A 14,914-nucleotide genomic window follows, 5' to 3' on the forward strand; every position below is an offset into this window, starting at 1 on the left:
CGCGGGCGGTTTCACTCTGTGACGGTTCGCGTCGGCACGGCGCAACACCTATCCCCGCGAGGACGCCTCGACATCCCCAACGCGCGCCATCCACCTCGACGGCGGCGTGCGGCTCAACCGGGTGCCGCCCGCTGCGACAGGCGATCCAGGCTGTCCTTCAAGCGCTTGAACGCGGGCGTCGACCGCAGCGCCTCGGCGCCCGCCTTCTGCAGCTCCTGCACGTCGCGCCCCTCGATCGTGAACGCCGTGGGCACGCGCAGCAGGCTGTGCCGGATCTTGTCGTCCGGCACGTCATGCAGGCTCACGCTGATGATGTGGAGTTCGGCGTCCGCCGCGAAGGGGCTGCCCGGCGTGCCGCGCGTGCGCATCAGTTCGGCCCGCCAGCGGCGGTCGTCGTCGTTGAGCATGGCCAGCGTGACCTGCGTCTCCCGCGCGCCGGCGCCGAAGACCAGCGTCTCGATGACCTGCCCGGTCGAGGGCACGCGGTCGCTGGCGTCGATGCGCTCGGCCAGGTCGCGTTCCGAGTTCACCGTGACCAGGATCATCCGGTGGATCGAGCCGGGCGGCGCGTCCGGGAAGGACGACGCGATGGAGCCGCCGGCCAGCAGGCGGTCCAGCATCAGCCGCGCGCCGGTGTTGTCCGAGACGCCGCCGTCCACCAGGTGGATGAAGGGACGCTCCTTGGCGTCGCGATAGCTCTGGGCGCTGAGTGCCAGCAACCGGGTGCGGTAGTCGTTCTCGACCATCGTCGAGCCGCGCGGCGGCAGCGGCCCGGGCGCGCATTCGCCGGCGTGGTTCTGCAAGGTGATCGGCGAAAGCAGGATGGGCACCGCCGACGAGGCCGCGACCGCGAACGACAGCGGCGTGCGATCCAGGTCGGAGCAGATCAGGCCGAATTGCTCCGGCGTGAAGTCGAAGGGTGCGCCGGTGGTGAGGTCGGTGGCGGTCACCATCAGGTCCGGCGCGCCGGGGCGCGATTTCAGGTCGCCGAAGGTGCGGCCGCGATAGAGCTCGTCGAGCCGCTGCGCCAGGATGTGGCTGCGGCCGTACCACGGCGAGGTGAGGTGATACAGCCGCGTCGGCGCGAAGGCCTGGCGGATCAGCCCGGCCTCGAACGGCACCATCAGGAAGTCGGGCTCGAAGCGCGTCAGCGTCTCGTCGCCGAAAGCCGCGAAGTGCGCGGCCAGGATGCTGCCGCCGGAGACGCCGCTGACCAGCGCGACCTGGTCCAGCAGCGTGGTCGGTTCACCGTCGATGTTGAACGACGTGGCCTTCAGCTCGCGCAGGACGCCAAGGCCGAAGGCGGCCGCCCGCGCGCCACCGCCCGACAGCGTGACCGCGGCCACCACCGGCGCCACGGGGCGACTCGGCGAGGGCCGCGCGACGGGCAACGCGCCGTCCGCCGCCGGGGGAAGCCCCGCGTTGATCCACGGGCGATAAGTCGAACAACCCGCCAGCGTCGCGATGGTCATCAAGGCGGCCAGGAGACAGGCCTGGCCCCGTCCCGGCGCGTGGTCCCGGAACCGGCCGGAATGCCGATGCCCCGTGGACCGCTCAAACAGCTGCTTCAAACTTCTCAATCGTCGACTCCCCACCCCGTGCATCAACCACGCGGCGCAGTCTCCCATGTTCCGGAGCGCCTCTTTCCAGACCGCCGCCTCCTCGAGCGCTCAACCGTTCCAGCCGCCGCCCAGCGCCTTGTAAAGCGTCACGCCGTTGGTCAGGCGGGACAGCCGCGTGCCGATCAGCGTCTGCCGCGCGCCGTACCAGGTGCGCTGCGCATCCAGCACGTCCAGGTAGCTGTCGACGCCCCGGACGAAGCGGGCGTCGGACAGCTTCAGCGCTTCGCCGCTGGCTTCGACCAGCGACTGCTGGGCCTCCAGTTGGCCGCTCAACGCGTCGCGCTGCACCAGCGCGTCGGCGACCTCGCGGAAGGCCGATTGGATCGCCTGCTCGTACTGCGCCACCGCGATGTCGCGTCCGGCGACGGCGCTGTCGAGCGAGGCGCGGTTGCTGCCCGCGTCGAAGATCGGCAGGCTGATCTGCGGCAGGAAGGTCCAGGTGCCCGAGCCGCCCTTGAACAGGCCCGACAGGTCGGCGCTGCCGCTGCCCGCCGAGGCCGTCAGGCTGATCCGCGGATAGAAGGCGGCCCGCGCGGCGCCGATGTTGGCCGTGGCCGCCTTGAGCTGGTGCTCGGACTGCAGCAGGTCGGGCCGGCGCAGCATCAGGTCCGACGGCAGCCCGGCGGGCAGCTCGGGCAGCGCGTTGAGCGCGTCCCCCAGCGCAACCGGGGCCAGCGCGTCGGGCACCGGCGTGCCCAGCAGCAGCGCCAGCGCGTTGCGGTCCTGGGCGATCTGTCCGGCGTAGCGCGCCACGTCGACGCGGGCGCTGTCGACGCTGGTCTGCACCTGCCGCAGCGTCAGCGCCGACGCGCTGCCGAGCTCAAAGCGCCGCCGCGTCAGCGCATAGGTGTCGCTCTGGCTGCGCAGCGTCTCTTGCGCCAGCGCCAGGCGCTCCAGGTCGGCGGCCCAGGTCAGGTAGGCGGTGGCCACCTCCGCCACCAGCGAGATCTGCGTGCTTCGCCGCGCCTCTTCGGTGGACAGGTACTGCTCCAGCGCCTGCGTGCTCAGGTTGCGCACGCGGCCGAACAGGTCCAGCTCGTAGGCGCTGACGCCCAGCGTCGCGCTGTACTGGTGGCTGGTCACTGCCGCGCCGGTGCCGGAGAGGGCGGCCGGCGTGCGCGTGGCCGTGCCGCTGCCGTTCGCGGTCACGGCGGGCAGCGTGGCCGCGTCCTGGATGCGGTACTGGGCGCGGGCCTGCGTGATGTTGAGCACCGCGACGCGCAGGTCCCGGTTGTTGTCGAGCGCGAGCCCGATCAGGTCCCGCAGCTTCGCGTCGGCGAAGAAGGTCCGCCAGCCGACGTCGGCGGCCGGGGCGCCGTCCGCCGGCGCCTGCGGGAAGCGCTCGGGCACCGGCGCGGCGGGCCGCTCGTAGCGCGGCGCCAGGTTGACGCAGCCGGCGAGGAGCAGGGCCGCGGTCAATGCCGCGAGGCTCGTCAGGGAAGGCAGCGAGGAAGGAGAGATCAAGCGGGTCATGTCAGTGGCCCTCGTTCAACAGGGGAGGGGTGTCCGCGGTCGCGGCGGCGGCGGGGGAGGCCTGGGGCTTGCCGCGCCCCGACAGCCTTTGCACGACGACGAAGAACAGCGGCACGAAGAAGATCGCCAGCACCGTGCTCGACACCATGCCGCCGACGACGGCGGTGCCCAGCGCGTTCTGCGCGCCGGCGCCGGCGCCCTTGCTGATCATCAGCGGCAGCACGCCGAGGATGAAGGCCAGCGAAGTCATCAGGATCGGACGCAGCCGCATGCGGGCCGCGGTGATCGCGGCGTCGAGCGCGGACAGGCCCTTGGCGTGCAGCTCCTTGGCAAACTCGACGATCAGGATCGCGTTCTTCGACGCCAGGCCCACCGTGGTCAGCAGGCCCACCTGGAAGTAGACGTCGTTCATCTTCCACGTCAGCACCGCGCCGATCAGCGTGCCCAGCACGCCCAGCGGCACGACCAGGATCACCGAGAACGGGATGGACCAGCTCTCGTACAGCGCCGCCAGGCAGAGGAAGACCACCAGGATCGACACCGCGTACAGCAGCGTCGCGTGGCCGCCGGCCTCGCGCTCCTGCCGCGACACGCCGGTCCACTCGTAGCCGATGCCCGCGGGCAGTTCGGCGGCGTGGCGCTCGACCAGCGCCAGCGCCTGGCCGCTGGACAGCGTGCCGGGCAGCGCCATGCCCAGGATCTCGACCGAGGGCACGCCGTTGTAGCGCTCCAGGCGCGGTGAACCGGAAGTCCAGCCGGCGGTGGCGAACGCGCTGAACGGCACCATCGTTCCGCCGGCGTTGCGCACGAACCAGTGGTCGATGTCGCCGGGCAGCATCCGGAACGGCGCGTCCGATTGCAGGAAGACCTTCTTCACGCGGCCGCGGTCGAGGAAGTCGTTGACGTAGTTGCTGCCCCAGGCGGTGGAGAAGGTCGCGTTGACGTCGCTCATCGACAGGCCGAGCGCGCCGACCTTGTGTTCGTCGATGTCGAGCCGGAACTCCGGCGTGTCCTCCATGCCGTTGGGCCGCACCGCCACCAGGCCGGGTTCCTTGGACAGCGCGCCCAGCAGCTGGTTGCGCGCCTGCATCAGCGCCGCGTGGCCGAGGTTGGCCCGGTCCTGCAGCATCAGGTCGAAGCCGCTGGCGTTGCCGAGCTCCGACACCGCCGGCGGCACGATCGCGAAGACCGTGGCATTGCGGATCCTCGACAGCGTCGCCATCGCGCGGTTGGCCACCGCCGCGGCCTTCAGTTCCGGCCGCACGCGCTCACCCCAGGGCTTGAGCTTGACGAAGGCGAAGCCCGCGTTCTGGCCGCTGCCCGCGAAGCTGAAACCCGCCACCGAGAAGATCGAATCGACCGCGTCCTTCTGTTCGACCAGGAAGTGGTGGTCGACCTGCTGCAGCACCTCCAGGGTCTTGGCCTGCGTGGCGCCGGGGGGCAATTGCACCAGCGTGAACAGCGTGCCCTGGTCCTCCTCGGGCAGGAAGCCGGCCGGGATCTTGCTGAAGACGACGCCCACCACGAGCACCAGCACCGCGTAGCCCGCCATGTAGCGCCAGCCGCGGCCCAGCATGTGGTGCACGATGCCCTGGTAGCGGCGGTTGCCGCGATCGAAGGCGCGGTTGAACGCGCCGAAGAAGCCGGTCGTGGCCAGCGCATGGCCCTTGGCCGCGGGCTTGAGCAGCGTCGCGCACAACGCCGGCGTGAGGATCATCGCCACCAGCACCGACAGCGTCATCGCCGACACGATGGTCACCGTGAACTGGCGGTAGATCACGCCGGTGGAGCCGCCGAAGAAGGCCATCGGCACGAACACCGCCGCCAGCACCAGCGCCACGCCGACCAGCGCGCCGGTGATCTGGCCCATGGACTTGCGCGTCGCTTCCAGCGGCGAGAGGCCTTCCTCGCTCATCACGCGCTCGACGTTCTCGACCACGACGATGGCGTCGTCCACCAGCAGGCCGATCGCCAGCACCATCGCCAGCATCGTCAGCGTGTTGAGCGAGTAGCCGAACACCGCCAGCACGCCGAAGGTCCCCATCAGCACCACCGGCACCGCGATCGTGGGGATCAGCGTGGCACGGAAGTTCTGCAGGAACAGGTACATCACCAGGAAGACCAGCACCACGGCCTCGATCAGGGTCTTGATCACTTCCTCGATGGAGATGCGCACGAAGGGCGTGGTGTCGTAGGGCTTGATGACCTTCACGCCGGGCGGGAAGAACCGGCTCAGTTCCTCCAGCCGCGCGTCGATGCCCTTGACGGTGTCCAGCGCGTTGGCGCCGGTGGCCAGCTTGATCGCCAGACCGGCGGCCGGCTTGCCGTTGAAGCGGGCCACGGTCGCATAACTCTCGCTGCCGAGTTCGACGCGGGCGACGTCGCGCAGCCGCACCGCGGAGCCGTCGGTCTGCGTGCGCAGCAGGATGGCCTCGAACTCCTCGGCCGTCTTCAGCCGCGTCTGCGCGGTGATGGTGGCGTTGAGCTGCTGGCCGGGCACCGCGGGCAGGCCGCCCAGCTGGCCGGCCGAGACCTGCGCGTTCTGCGCCTGCACCGCGGTCTTCACGTCCAGCGGCGTCAGCTTGAAGCTGTTGAGCTTGTCCGGGTCCAGCCAGATCCGCATCGCGTATTGCGAGCCGAACAGCGTCGTGTCGCCGACGCCCTCGACGCGGCTGATCGGGTCCTGCACGTTGGCGGCGACGTAGTCGGACAGGTCCGAGCCGTTGAGCCTGCCGTCCTCGGAGATGAAGGCCAGCACGTTGAGGAAGTTGTTGGCCGACTTGGCGACCTGCAGGCCTTGCTGCTGCACCTCCTGCGGCAGCAGCGGCGTCGCCAGGGCCAGCTTGTTCTGGACCTGCACCTGCGCGGTGTCGGGATCGGTGCCGGTCTCGAAGGTCAGCGTGATCGTCACGCTGCCGGTGGATTCGCTGGTCGAGGCGATGTAGGACAGGCGATCCAGTCCTTTCATCTTCTGCTCGATGACCTGCGTCACGGTGTCCTCGAGCGTCCTGGACGAGGCGCCGGGGTAGTTGGCCGTGATGGCGATGGCGGGCGGGGCGATGGAGGGGTACTGGGCGATGGGCAGGGTCAGCACCGCCACGGTGCCGGCCAGCATCGTGATGATGGCCAGGACCCAGGCGAAGATCGGCCGGTCGATGAAGAAGCGAGCCATGAAGGGTCTCCGTCCGATGCTCAGTTCGCACCCGCGGCGGCGCTGGCCGATGCGGTCTTGACGGTGGGTGCGGTCGGTGCGGTCGCGGTCCTGACCTCGACCGGCTGGCCGGGGCGCGCCTTCTGCTGGCCTTCGACGACCAGCCGGTCGCCCGCCTTCAGGCCGCTGCCGACCAGCCATTGGTCGCCGATGGCCCGTTCCGTCGTCAGCGCGCGCTGCGCGAGCCGGCCGTCGCCGTCCACGACGAAGGCGACCGGCTTGCCGGTGCTGTCGCGGCTGACGGCCGGCTGCGGCACCAGCACGGCCTGGTCGATCACGCCTTCCTCGATCACCGCCTTGGCGTACATGCCGGGCAGCAGGTCGCCGCGCGGGTTCGGGAACGCCGCGCGCAGCGTCACGGCGGCGGTGTTCGGGTCCACCGTCACCTCGGAGAACTGCAGCGTGCCGGCCTGCGGATAGACGCTGCCGTCCTCGAGCACCAGGCGCACGGCGGCCGTGCCGCTCTTGAGGCGGCCGTTCTCGAGCGAGCGCTTGAGCGCCAGCAGCGCGCCGCTGGACTGGGTGACGTCGACGTAGATCGGATCGAGCTGCTGCACGGTGGCCATCGCGGCGGCCTGGTTGGCGGTGACCAGCGCGCCCGGCGTCACCGTGGAGCGGCCGATGCGGCCGCCGATCGGCGCGGTGATGCGGGTGTAGGCGAGGTTGATGCGCTGCGTCTGCAGCGCCGCCTGCGCGGCGCCGACGTCGGCCTGCGCCTGCAGCAGGCTGGCTTCGGCGTCGTCGGCGTCCTGCTGGCTGACCGCCTTGATCGCGGACAGCTCCTTGTAGCGGCCGGCCTTCAGCCGCGCCGACACGAGCGTGGCTTGCGCCTTGGCCAGCGTGGCCTGCGCGTTGTCGACGCTGGCGCGGTAGGTCGCCGGGTCGATCTGGTAGAGCAGCTCGCCGGCCTTGACCTCGCCGCCTTCCTTGAAGCGGCGCTCCTGCACCAGGCCGCCGACCTGCGGCCGCACCTCGGCGACGAGCGCCGCCGTCACGCGACCGGGCAGCTCGGTCGTCAGCGCCAGGCGCTGCGTCGTCACGGTCGTGACGCTGACCTGCGGGGGGCCGCCCGCGCCCATGGCGGGCCGGCCGGGAGGCTCGCCGCAGGCGGTGAGGGCCAGCGCCGCGGCGGCGGCCAGCAGCGCCGTGGGCAGGAAGGGATCAGGGCGGATGCGCATGACGGGACTCCAGGTCGAGCAGGGGCGGTGTTCTAGAAAATGTACCGAACGGTTCGGTATTGACGGGCGGATTATTGGTTTGACAGTTCATGGGTGTCAAGGAAAAATAGACCGATTGGTACTGTTAAGGAGTTGTCGTGAAAGTGCGCACAGAAGCCCGCCGCGAGGCGATCCTGGAGACGGCCTCGCAGGTGTTCCTGGAGTTCGGGTACGAGCGCGCCTCGATGGCGGAGATCGTCAAGCGCATCGGCGGATCGAAGTCGACGATCTACGGCTACTTCGCGTCGAAGGAGGAGTTGTTCCTCGCCGTGACCGCGGCGACGGGCGACCGGCACATGGCCGCGGCGCTGGCCGAGATCGCCGAGTACCGCGGCGGGGACCTCGAGGCGACGCTGTTGCGGTTCGCGGAGAAGCTGGTGGGCTTCCTGACCAGCGACGAGTCGGTGGCGGCGCACCGCATGGTGCTGGGCGCGGCGGGACACTCCGACATCGGCCGGCTGTTCTACGAGGCCGGCCCGAAGCGCGGCCTGGCGGTGGTGACGGACATGTTCCGGCAAGCGGTGGCGCTCGGCGAACTGCGCCGCGAGGATCCGGGGATCCTGGCCCAGCAGTTCGGCGGGCTGGTCAACGCGGAGCAGTATCACCGCTGGTTTCACCGCGATCTGCCGCCGCTGAGTCGGACGCAGATCAAGCGTTCCGCCCAACGCGCGGTGGACGCGTTTCTCCGGGCCTACGCCACGGAGGGGCTTCTGGCCGGCAGGCCGGAACGCTGATGTCTGCCGGCAGGTCGAAGCACTGACCTCTGGCCGGCAGGCCGGAACGCTGACCGCTCCGGCGGCTGAAACGCCAAGCGGGACGGCGCGCCGGCGAGTGACTACGGAGTCGCGCCGAAGCGATGCAAGGTCCGGCTCCGGTAGACCTCGCCCGGCCGCAACACCGTCGACGGCCACTCCGCGCTGACCGCGCGGTTCGGCGAATCGGGGGCGTGCTGGGTTTCGAGGCAGAGCCCGTCTCCCTGCCGGATGAACTCCCCGCCGCTGCCCAGCAGACTGCCGTCGAGGAAGTTGCCCGAATAGAACTGCACGCCGGGCTCCGTCGTCAGGACTTCCATCCATCGCCCCGACACCGGATCGCGCAGTCGCGCCGCCAGGTGGGGCTGGGCGTCGGCACGGGCGCCGAGAGGGGCGTCGACAAGGCCGTCGACAAGACCATCGAGTACCCAGTGGTGGTCGTAGCCCTTGCCGTGGCGCAACTGCGGATGCCCCTCACGCAGGCGCGACGCGATGGTCTGCGATTCCCGGAAGTCGAAGGGCGTGCCGGCCACCGGCGCGATCGACGTCGGAATCGACGCGGCGTCGATCTCGCAATACCGGCTGCCGGCGATCTGCAGCTCGTGGTCGAGCGCCGATCCATGACCCGCGAGGTTGAAGTAGTCGTGGTGCGTCAGGTTCACCACCGTCGGCCGGTCGGTCGTCGCCTCGTACTCGACCTGCCAGCCCATGTCCTCGACCAGCCGGTACCGCACCACCGCCCGCAGCCGTCCCGGAAAGCCTTGATCGCCGTCCGGGCTGTCCAGCTCGAAACGCAGGCAGTCGTCGCTCTCCGCCTCCGCGCGCCACAACTGCAGCCCAAAGCCGCGCGGCCCGCCGTGCAGGCAATTGGCGCCGTCGTTGGCCGGCAGCGCGTGCCGTTCGCCATCGATCCGGAAGGCCGCATTCGCGATCCGGTTGCCATAACGGCCCACGATCACGCCGAAGTGCGGATTGCGCAGGACGTAGTCCTCCAGCGTCGGCAGCCCCAGCACGACGTTGGCGAGTTGACCGCGGGCATCGGGGACCTCCAGCCGCGTGACGATCCCGCCATAGGTGATCGCCGACAGCCGCAGTCCGCGGCCGTTGTCCATCGTGTACTCGTGAACCGGCCGCCCGTCGGGCAGGTGACCGTAGACCTTGCGCTGCATCGGTGTCATGGCGTGCGGAACCGGTAGGGCGCGCGGCCGCGATGGCCGTGCGCATCGAGCTCGAAGACCGCGCCGGCCAGCGGCTCATGCTCGCAGTCCTTGCGCGCGGTGGTGACGAACAGCCGGTCCAGCGACGGACCGCCGAAGACCGGGCAGGTCGGCTGCGACGCGGGCAAGGCCAGACGCAGTGTCTCGCGCCCTTGTGCATCGAAGCGGACCACGACGCCGTCGCCCCAGGCGGCGGACCACAGCCCGCCGTCGGCATCGACCGCCGCGCCGTCCGGTTCGCCGCCGTCCATCGGCCACTGCGCGAAGACGCGCCGCTCGCCCAGCCGACCGTCGGCGTGATAGGGCAGGGCCCAGATCGTGCGCGTCGGCGAGTCGGTGTAGTACAGCGTCCCGCCGTCCGGGCTGAAGCTCAGCGAGTTGCCGACGATCCCCGGCGGCAACGGCAGCCGCTCGACCTTCAGCCCCCGCCCGATGCCGACGCCGGCCGTCTCCGCGCGGTAATACCCGCCGACCGCGGCGCCGTGCGGATTGAACATGCCGAACACGAAGCGCCCCTGCGGATCGCAGCGGCCGTCGTTGATGCGGGTGCGCGGCTCATCGGCCTCGACCGGCGTCAGCGGGCCGATCTCGCGGGTGGCGAGGTCGAACAACGCCACGCCGGACGCCAGCCCGAGCAGCAGCCGACCCGGGGCCTCGCACAGCGCGAAGCTGCCCAGCGCCTCCGGCATCGACCACTGCGTGACGTCGCCCGTCGGCGACGCGCTCGCTTGCCAGCGCGACAGCCGGTGACTGTCGATGTCGGTCCAGTACAGCGCCTGCTCGCGGTCGCACCAGAGCGCGCATTCGCCGAGCCGGTCCCGGCAGTCGACGTGGACCTTGGCGGTGGCCGTCCCGGTCGCGGACGTGTTCGCGGACGTGGACGTCCAGGACCCCGGCGCGCTCACGCCCAGCCTCCGTCGACGATGTAGTCCTGGGCGCTGCACATCGCGCTGTCGTCCGCCGCGAGGAACAGCGCCAGCGCCGCGACGTGGTCCGGCATCAGCGGCTGCTTCAGGCACTGGTTGGCGTCGATCTCCTGCTTCGTCTCGTCATTGACCCACAGCTTGAGCTGCTTCTCGGTCATCACCCAGCCCGGCACCAGCGTGTTGACGCGGATGTTGAAGGGCCCCAGGTCGCGCGCCAGCGAGCGGGTCAGCCCCTGCACCCCGGCCTTGGACGTCGTGTATGCCGCCATGCCGCCCTGCATGAGCATCCAGCTGAACGAGCCGAAATTGATGATCGAGCCGCCGCCCAGCGCCTTCATGTCCGGCGCCACCGCCTGCGCGGCGAAGAACTGGTGCCGGATGTTGACGGCGATCGCCTGGTCCCAGAACTCCGGCGTGACGTCCTCCAGCGCATGGCGCTTGTCGTTGGCGGCGTTGTTCAGCAGCGCCTTGAACGGACCGCCGAGCTGCTCCCGCAGCGCCGCGATCGCGGCGCGCAGTTGCGCGATGTCGGTCAGGTCGGCGGCGACGAAGGCGCTGCCCGGCAGCTTCGCCGCCAGCGCCCGGCCGGCGTCCGCCGCGATGTCGATGAAGCCCACCCGCGCGCCCTGCGCGGCGAAGCGCTCCACCAGCGTCGCGCCGATGCCGGTCGCCCCGCCGGTGATGAGCACGCGCTGGTCGCGCAGGCTGGGATAGATGGCGCTGGTCATGTCGTCTCCGTGGGTGCGGGCGCGAGTGTCGCGCCTCTTCGTGTCGGTGCCGCCGGTCGGCCGTCCTGGCCTCCCGGCGGCAAGGGGCTCAATTCTATAAGTCTGACTATTTGCCAAGTCAATCTCGGGCCGATCCGGGTTTGCACGGATATGACTCCAAATAAAGTAATACTTTAATTCGATCCACAAGAAACACGAAGCCTCCTGGAGACAACATGAGCCTGAGCTTCCCCCGACCATACAAGGGCGTGTTCCCGGTCGTACCCACGACGTTCAACGAGCAGGGCGGCCTCGACCTGGAGAGCCAGAAGCGCTGCGTCGACTTCATGATCGACGCCGGCTCGACGGGGCTGTGCATCCTGGCCAATTTCTCGGAACAGTTCGTGCTCGGCGACGACGAGCGCGCGGTGCTGGCGCGGACCATCCTCGAGCACGTGGCCGGCCGCGTGCCGGTCATCGTCACGACCACGCACTACAGCACCCAGATCTGTGCCGAGCGCAGCCGGATGGCGCAGGAGATGGGCGCGGCGATGGTGATGGTGATGCCGCCGTACCACGGCGCGACGCTGCGCGTGGGCGAGGCCGGCATCCACGAGTTCTACGCGCGCCTCTCCGATGCGATCGACATCCCGGTGATGATCCAGGACGCGCCGATGTCGGGCACGCCGCTGCCCGCGCCCTTCCTGGCGAGGATGGCCCGGGAGATCGAGCAGGTCCGCTACTTCAAGATCGAGACCGCCGGCGCCGCCAGCAAGCTGCGCGAACTGATCGCGCTGGGCGGCGACACGATCGAAGGCCCGTGGGACGGCGAGGAAGCCATCACGCTGCTGGCCGACCTGGACGCCGGCGCGACCGGCGCGATGACCGGCGGTGCCTTCCCCGACGGGATCCGCCGCATCGTCGATGCCTACGCCGCGGGCGATCGCGAGACCGCCGTGGCCGAATACGGCCGCTGGCTGCCGCTGATCAACTACGAGAACCGCCAGGGCGGCATCCTGACCGCGAAGGCGCTGATGAAGGAGGGCGGCGTGATCGCCTGCGACCTGCCGCGTCATCCGTTCCCGACGATGAACCCGCATGTCCGCGCCGGTCTGCTGGACGCGGCCAGGCGCCTCGATCCGCTGGTGCTGCGCTGGGCGCGCTGAGTCCGTTCCGCAGTCCCGCTCCGAGTCCCACCCCGAGTCCGCTCCCGAGTCGGCCCCGAGTCGGCCCCGACCCCAACCCCCGAGGCCCGTCATGAGCCAGATCCCCCAATTCCAGAACTACATCGGCGGCGAATGGGTCGCCGGTGTCGATCAGCGTCCCAACATCAACCCGTCCGACACCGGTGACGTGATCGGCCTGTACGCGCAAGCCGATGCGGCGCAGACCGAGGCGGCGATCGCCGCCGCGAAGGCGGCGTTCCCCGCCTGGGCGTCCACCACGCCGCAGCAGCGCTTCGATGTGCTGGACGCGGTCGGCAACGAACTGCTCGCCCGCCGCGACGAGATCGGCCGTCTGCTGTCCCGCGAGGAAGGCAAGACCCTGGCCGAGGGCCTGGGCGAGACGCACCGCGCCGCGATGATCTTCAAGTTCTTCGCCGCCGAGGCGCTGCGCTGCGGCGGCGAGACGCTGCCGTCGGTGCGGCCGGGCGTGTCGGTGGACGTGCTACGCCAGCCGGTCGGCGTCGTGGGCCTGATCGCGCCGTGGAATTTCCCGATCGCGATTCCCGCCTGGAAGATCGCGCCCGCGCTGGCCTACGGCAACACGGTCGTCTTCAAGCCGGCCGAGCTGGTTCCGGGCTGCGCCTGGACCCTCGCCGAGATCCTGTCGCGCACCGCGCTGCCCCGGGGTGCCTTCAACCTGGTGATGGGCGCGGGCTCGCAGGTCGGGCAGACGCTGGTCGATTCGCCCCGCGTCAGGGCGCTGAGCTTCACCGGCTCGGTCGCCACCGGCCGCCGCCTCATCGCCGCCTGCGCCGCGCGCCAGGCCAAGGTGCAGGCCGAGATGGGCGGCAAGAACCCGTTGATCGTGCTCGACGACGCGGAGCTCGACGTGGCCGTCAACGCGGCCGTGCAGAGCGCCTTCTTCTCGACCGGTCAGCGCTGCACCGCGTCGAGCCGCATCATCGTCACCGATGGCATCCACGACCGTTTCGTCGAGGCCGTCGTGGCGAAGATGAAGACGCTCAAGGTCGACCATGCGCTGAAGGCCGGCACCGACATCGGACCGGTCGTCGACCAGCGCCAGCTCGACCAGAACCTGCGCTACGTCGCCATCGCGAAGCAGGAAGGCGGCACGCTCGCCTTCGGCGGCGAGGTCGTCGAGCGCGAGACCCCCGGCTTCTATCAGGTGCCCGCGCTGATCACCGGCACGACGAACGCCATGACGATCAACCGCGAGGAGGTGTTCGGTCCGGTCGCCAACGTGGTCCGCGCGCGCGACTACGACGAGGCGCTGACGCTGGCCAACGACACCGAGTTCGGCCTGTCCGCCGGCCTCTGCACCCGTTCCCTGAAACACGCGGCCCACTTCAAGCTGCACGCGCAGGCCGGGATGGTGATGGTCAACCTGCCCACGGCGGGCGTCGACTACCACGTGCCGTTCGGCGGCACGAAGGGATCGAGCTACGGCCCGCGCGAGCAGGGCAGCCATGCCCGCGAGTTCTACACGACGGTCAAGACCGCCTACACCTTCCCCGGCTGATGGCGCCGAGCTCGCGATGACGCCGATCCCGCATCGCCTCGCGCGTCTGGCCCTGTCGGCCGGCGCGGCGTGGCTCGTCGCCCTGGCGGCGGCGTGTTCGAACGCGGTGCCCTCCGGCCCGTCCCCGGCGGACGCCGCGGCGGCGATGGAAGATCCCGCGGGCGCGCACGATCCGACGCTGATCGAGCGCGACGGCGTCTTCCACGTCTTCGCGACGGGCCAGGGCATCCAGCACCTGCGCTCCGAGGATGGCCGCCGCTGGCGGCGCCTGGCGCCGGCGCTGACGCAAGCCCCGGTCTGGTGGGCCGAGGCGGTGCCCGCGCATCGCGGACTGGACGTCTGGGCGCCCAAGGTCTTCGCGTGGAAGGGGCGGTACTGGCTGCTGTATTCGATCTCGACCTTCGGCAGGAACCGCTCGGCGATCGGGCTGACGAGCAGCGCGTCGCTCGACGGGCCGTGGCGTGACGACGGCCTCGTCGTGGCGAGCGTCGAGCGCGACGACTTCAACGCGATCGATCCCGATCTGTTCATCGATGTCGCGGACGCCGGCGGCGACGGCCGGCTGTGGCTCAGCTACGGCTCGTTCTGGGGCGGGATCCGTGTCGTCGAATTCGATCCCGCGACGATGCGCCCGACCGGACCGACGCGCTTCATCGCCCGCGGCGCCTCCAAGGCGGGCGCCGGCGCCGGGGGGGCGATCGAGGCGCCGACCCTCGTGCGGCACGGCGACTGGGTCTACCTGTTCGTCTCGCACGACTTCTGCTGCCGCGGCCTGGCCAGCACGTACAACATCCGCGTCGGCCGGGCGCGATCGGCGCAAGGGCCGTTCCTGGACCGCGATGGGCGCGACCTGATGGACGGCGGCGGCACGCCGGTGGAGCAGGGCGCGGGCCGCTGGATCGGGCCCGGGCACCAGGACGTGGTCGGCCGCTGGATCGTCCGGCACGCCTATGACGCGGAGGACGGCGGCAAGCCCAAGTTGCGGTTCGGCGAACTCCGCTGGACCGAGGACGGCTGGCCGGGACTGTAGACCCGTCCCCTCAGCGCCCCGACACCGCCGCCGGAGAAGATCCGAGAAGATCC

The 14,914-nt window shown here is 70.5% G+C and carries 11 protein-coding genes; 4 read left to right on the top strand and 7 right to left on the bottom strand.

Features of this window, described 5'->3' with window-relative positions; all coding sequences use genetic code 11:
- Positions 1-113: 113 nt before the first annotated feature.
- The 4 genes from AC1VNM_RS07500 to AC1VNM_RS07515 form a co-directional block, all read right to left on the bottom strand.
- On the bottom strand, positions 114-1,472 hold the full coding sequence (locus tag AC1VNM_RS07500; protein WP_483106425.1) for a patatin-like phospholipase family protein: 1,359 nt from the start codon (positions 1,470-1,472) through the stop codon (positions 114-116).
- Positions 1,473-1,670: 198 nt separating this feature from the next.
- Positions 1,671-3,095 carry an AdeC/AdeK/OprM family multidrug efflux complex outer membrane factor gene (gene adeC / locus AC1VNM_RS07505; RefSeq protein WP_483106426.1) on the bottom strand — a complete coding sequence of 475 codons (1,425 nt, stop codon included), beginning with the start codon at positions 3,093-3,095 and terminating at the stop codon, positions 1,671-1,673.
- 1 nt (position 3,096) lies between these two features.
- Positions 3,097-6,267 (bottom strand): efflux RND transporter permease subunit, encoded by a 3,171-nt coding sequence (locus tag AC1VNM_RS07510; RefSeq protein ID WP_483106427.1) that lies wholly within the window; start codon positions 6,265-6,267, stop codon positions 3,097-3,099.
- 20 nt (positions 6,268-6,287) lie between these two features.
- Positions 6,288-7,484, bottom strand: coding sequence for an efflux RND transporter periplasmic adaptor subunit (locus AC1VNM_RS07515; protein ID WP_483106428.1), 1,197 nt, complete (start codon positions 7,482-7,484; stop codon positions 6,288-6,290).
- Between the two features lie 137 nt (positions 7,485-7,621).
- Between AC1VNM_RS07515 and AC1VNM_RS07520 the strand changes: the two genes are divergently transcribed.
- The gene (locus AC1VNM_RS07520; RefSeq protein ID WP_483106429.1) at positions 7,622-8,257 is read left to right on the top strand and encodes a TetR/AcrR family transcriptional regulator C-terminal domain-containing protein; all 636 of its coding nucleotides are present in this window, start codon (positions 7,622-7,624) and stop codon (positions 8,255-8,257) included.
- Positions 8,258-8,358: 101 nt separating this feature from the next.
- On the opposite strand, the gene AC1VNM_RS07525 is transcribed toward AC1VNM_RS07520, so the two are convergent.
- The 3 genes from AC1VNM_RS07525 to AC1VNM_RS07535 are packed head-to-tail and all read right to left on the bottom strand — an operon-like array spanning position 8,359 to position 11,146.
- Positions 8,359-9,453, bottom strand: coding sequence for an aldose epimerase family protein (locus AC1VNM_RS07525; protein WP_483106430.1), 1,095 nt, complete (start codon positions 9,451-9,453; stop codon positions 8,359-8,361).
- Positions 9,450-10,397 (bottom strand): SMP-30/gluconolactonase/LRE family protein, encoded by a 948-nt coding sequence (locus AC1VNM_RS07530; RefSeq protein ID WP_483106431.1) that lies wholly within the window; start codon positions 10,395-10,397, stop codon positions 9,450-9,452. Before AC1VNM_RS07530 ends, AC1VNM_RS07525 begins: the two co-directional genes overlap by 4 nt.
- Positions 10,394-11,146, bottom strand: coding sequence for an SDR family NAD(P)-dependent oxidoreductase (locus AC1VNM_RS07535; RefSeq protein ID WP_483106432.1), 753 nt, complete (start codon positions 11,144-11,146; stop codon positions 10,394-10,396). Before AC1VNM_RS07535 ends, AC1VNM_RS07530 begins: the two co-directional genes overlap by 4 nt.
- 215 nt (positions 11,147-11,361) lie before the next feature.
- Here AC1VNM_RS07535 and AC1VNM_RS07540 point away from each other — a divergent pair, with 215 nt between their 5' ends.
- From AC1VNM_RS07540 to AC1VNM_RS07550, 3 genes are all read left to right on the top strand, one after another.
- Entirely contained in the window at positions 11,362-12,291 is a 930-nt protein-coding gene (locus AC1VNM_RS07540; protein WP_377155040.1) for a dihydrodipicolinate synthase family protein, read from the top strand.
- A gap of 91 nt (positions 12,292-12,382) precedes the next feature.
- Positions 12,383-13,831, top strand: coding sequence for an aldehyde dehydrogenase family protein (locus AC1VNM_RS07545; protein WP_483106433.1), 1,449 nt, complete (start codon positions 12,383-12,385; stop codon positions 13,829-13,831).
- Positions 13,832-13,847: 16 nt separating this feature from the next.
- Entirely contained in the window at positions 13,848-14,861 is a 1,014-nt protein-coding gene (locus tag AC1VNM_RS07550; protein WP_483106434.1) for an arabinan endo-1,5-alpha-L-arabinosidase, read from the top strand.
- Positions 14,862-14,914 lie beyond the last annotated feature (53 nt).

The organism is Mitsuaria sp. MSU3D, assembly GCF_056867975.1.

Excerpts from the sequence above, each read along its gene's own strand:
- AC1VNM_RS07510 (WP_483106427.1), bottom strand. The coding sequence starts at position 6,267 with ATGGCTCGCTTCTTCATCGACCGGCCGATCTTCGCCTGGGTCCTGGCC.
- adeC (WP_483106426.1), bottom strand. The coding sequence starts at position 3,095 with ATGACCCGCTTGATCTCTCCTTCCTCGCTGCCTTCCCTGACGAGCCTC.
- AC1VNM_RS07525 (WP_483106430.1), bottom strand. The coding sequence starts at position 9,453 with ATGACACCGATGCAGCGCAAGGTCTACGGTCACCTGCCCGACGGGCGG.
- AC1VNM_RS07550 (WP_483106434.1), top strand. The coding sequence starts at position 13,848 with ATGACGCCGATCCCGCATCGCCTCGCGCGTCTGGCCCTGTCGGCCGGC.
- AC1VNM_RS07515 (WP_483106428.1), bottom strand. The coding sequence starts at position 7,484 with ATGCGCATCCGCCCTGATCCCTTCCTGCCCACGGCGCTGCTGGCCGCC.
- AC1VNM_RS07540 (WP_377155040.1), top strand. The coding sequence starts at position 11,362 with ATGAGCCTGAGCTTCCCCCGACCATACAAGGGCGTGTTCCCGGTCGTA.
- AC1VNM_RS07535 (WP_483106432.1), bottom strand. The coding sequence starts at position 11,146 with ATGACCAGCGCCATCTATCCCAGCCTGCGCGACCAGCGCGTGCTCATC.
- AC1VNM_RS07545 (WP_483106433.1), top strand. The coding sequence starts at position 12,383 with ATGAGCCAGATCCCCCAATTCCAGAACTACATCGGCGGCGAATGGGTC.
- AC1VNM_RS07500 (WP_483106425.1), bottom strand. The coding sequence starts at position 1,472 with ATGACCATCGCGACGCTGGCGGGTTGTTCGACTTATCGCCCGTGGATC.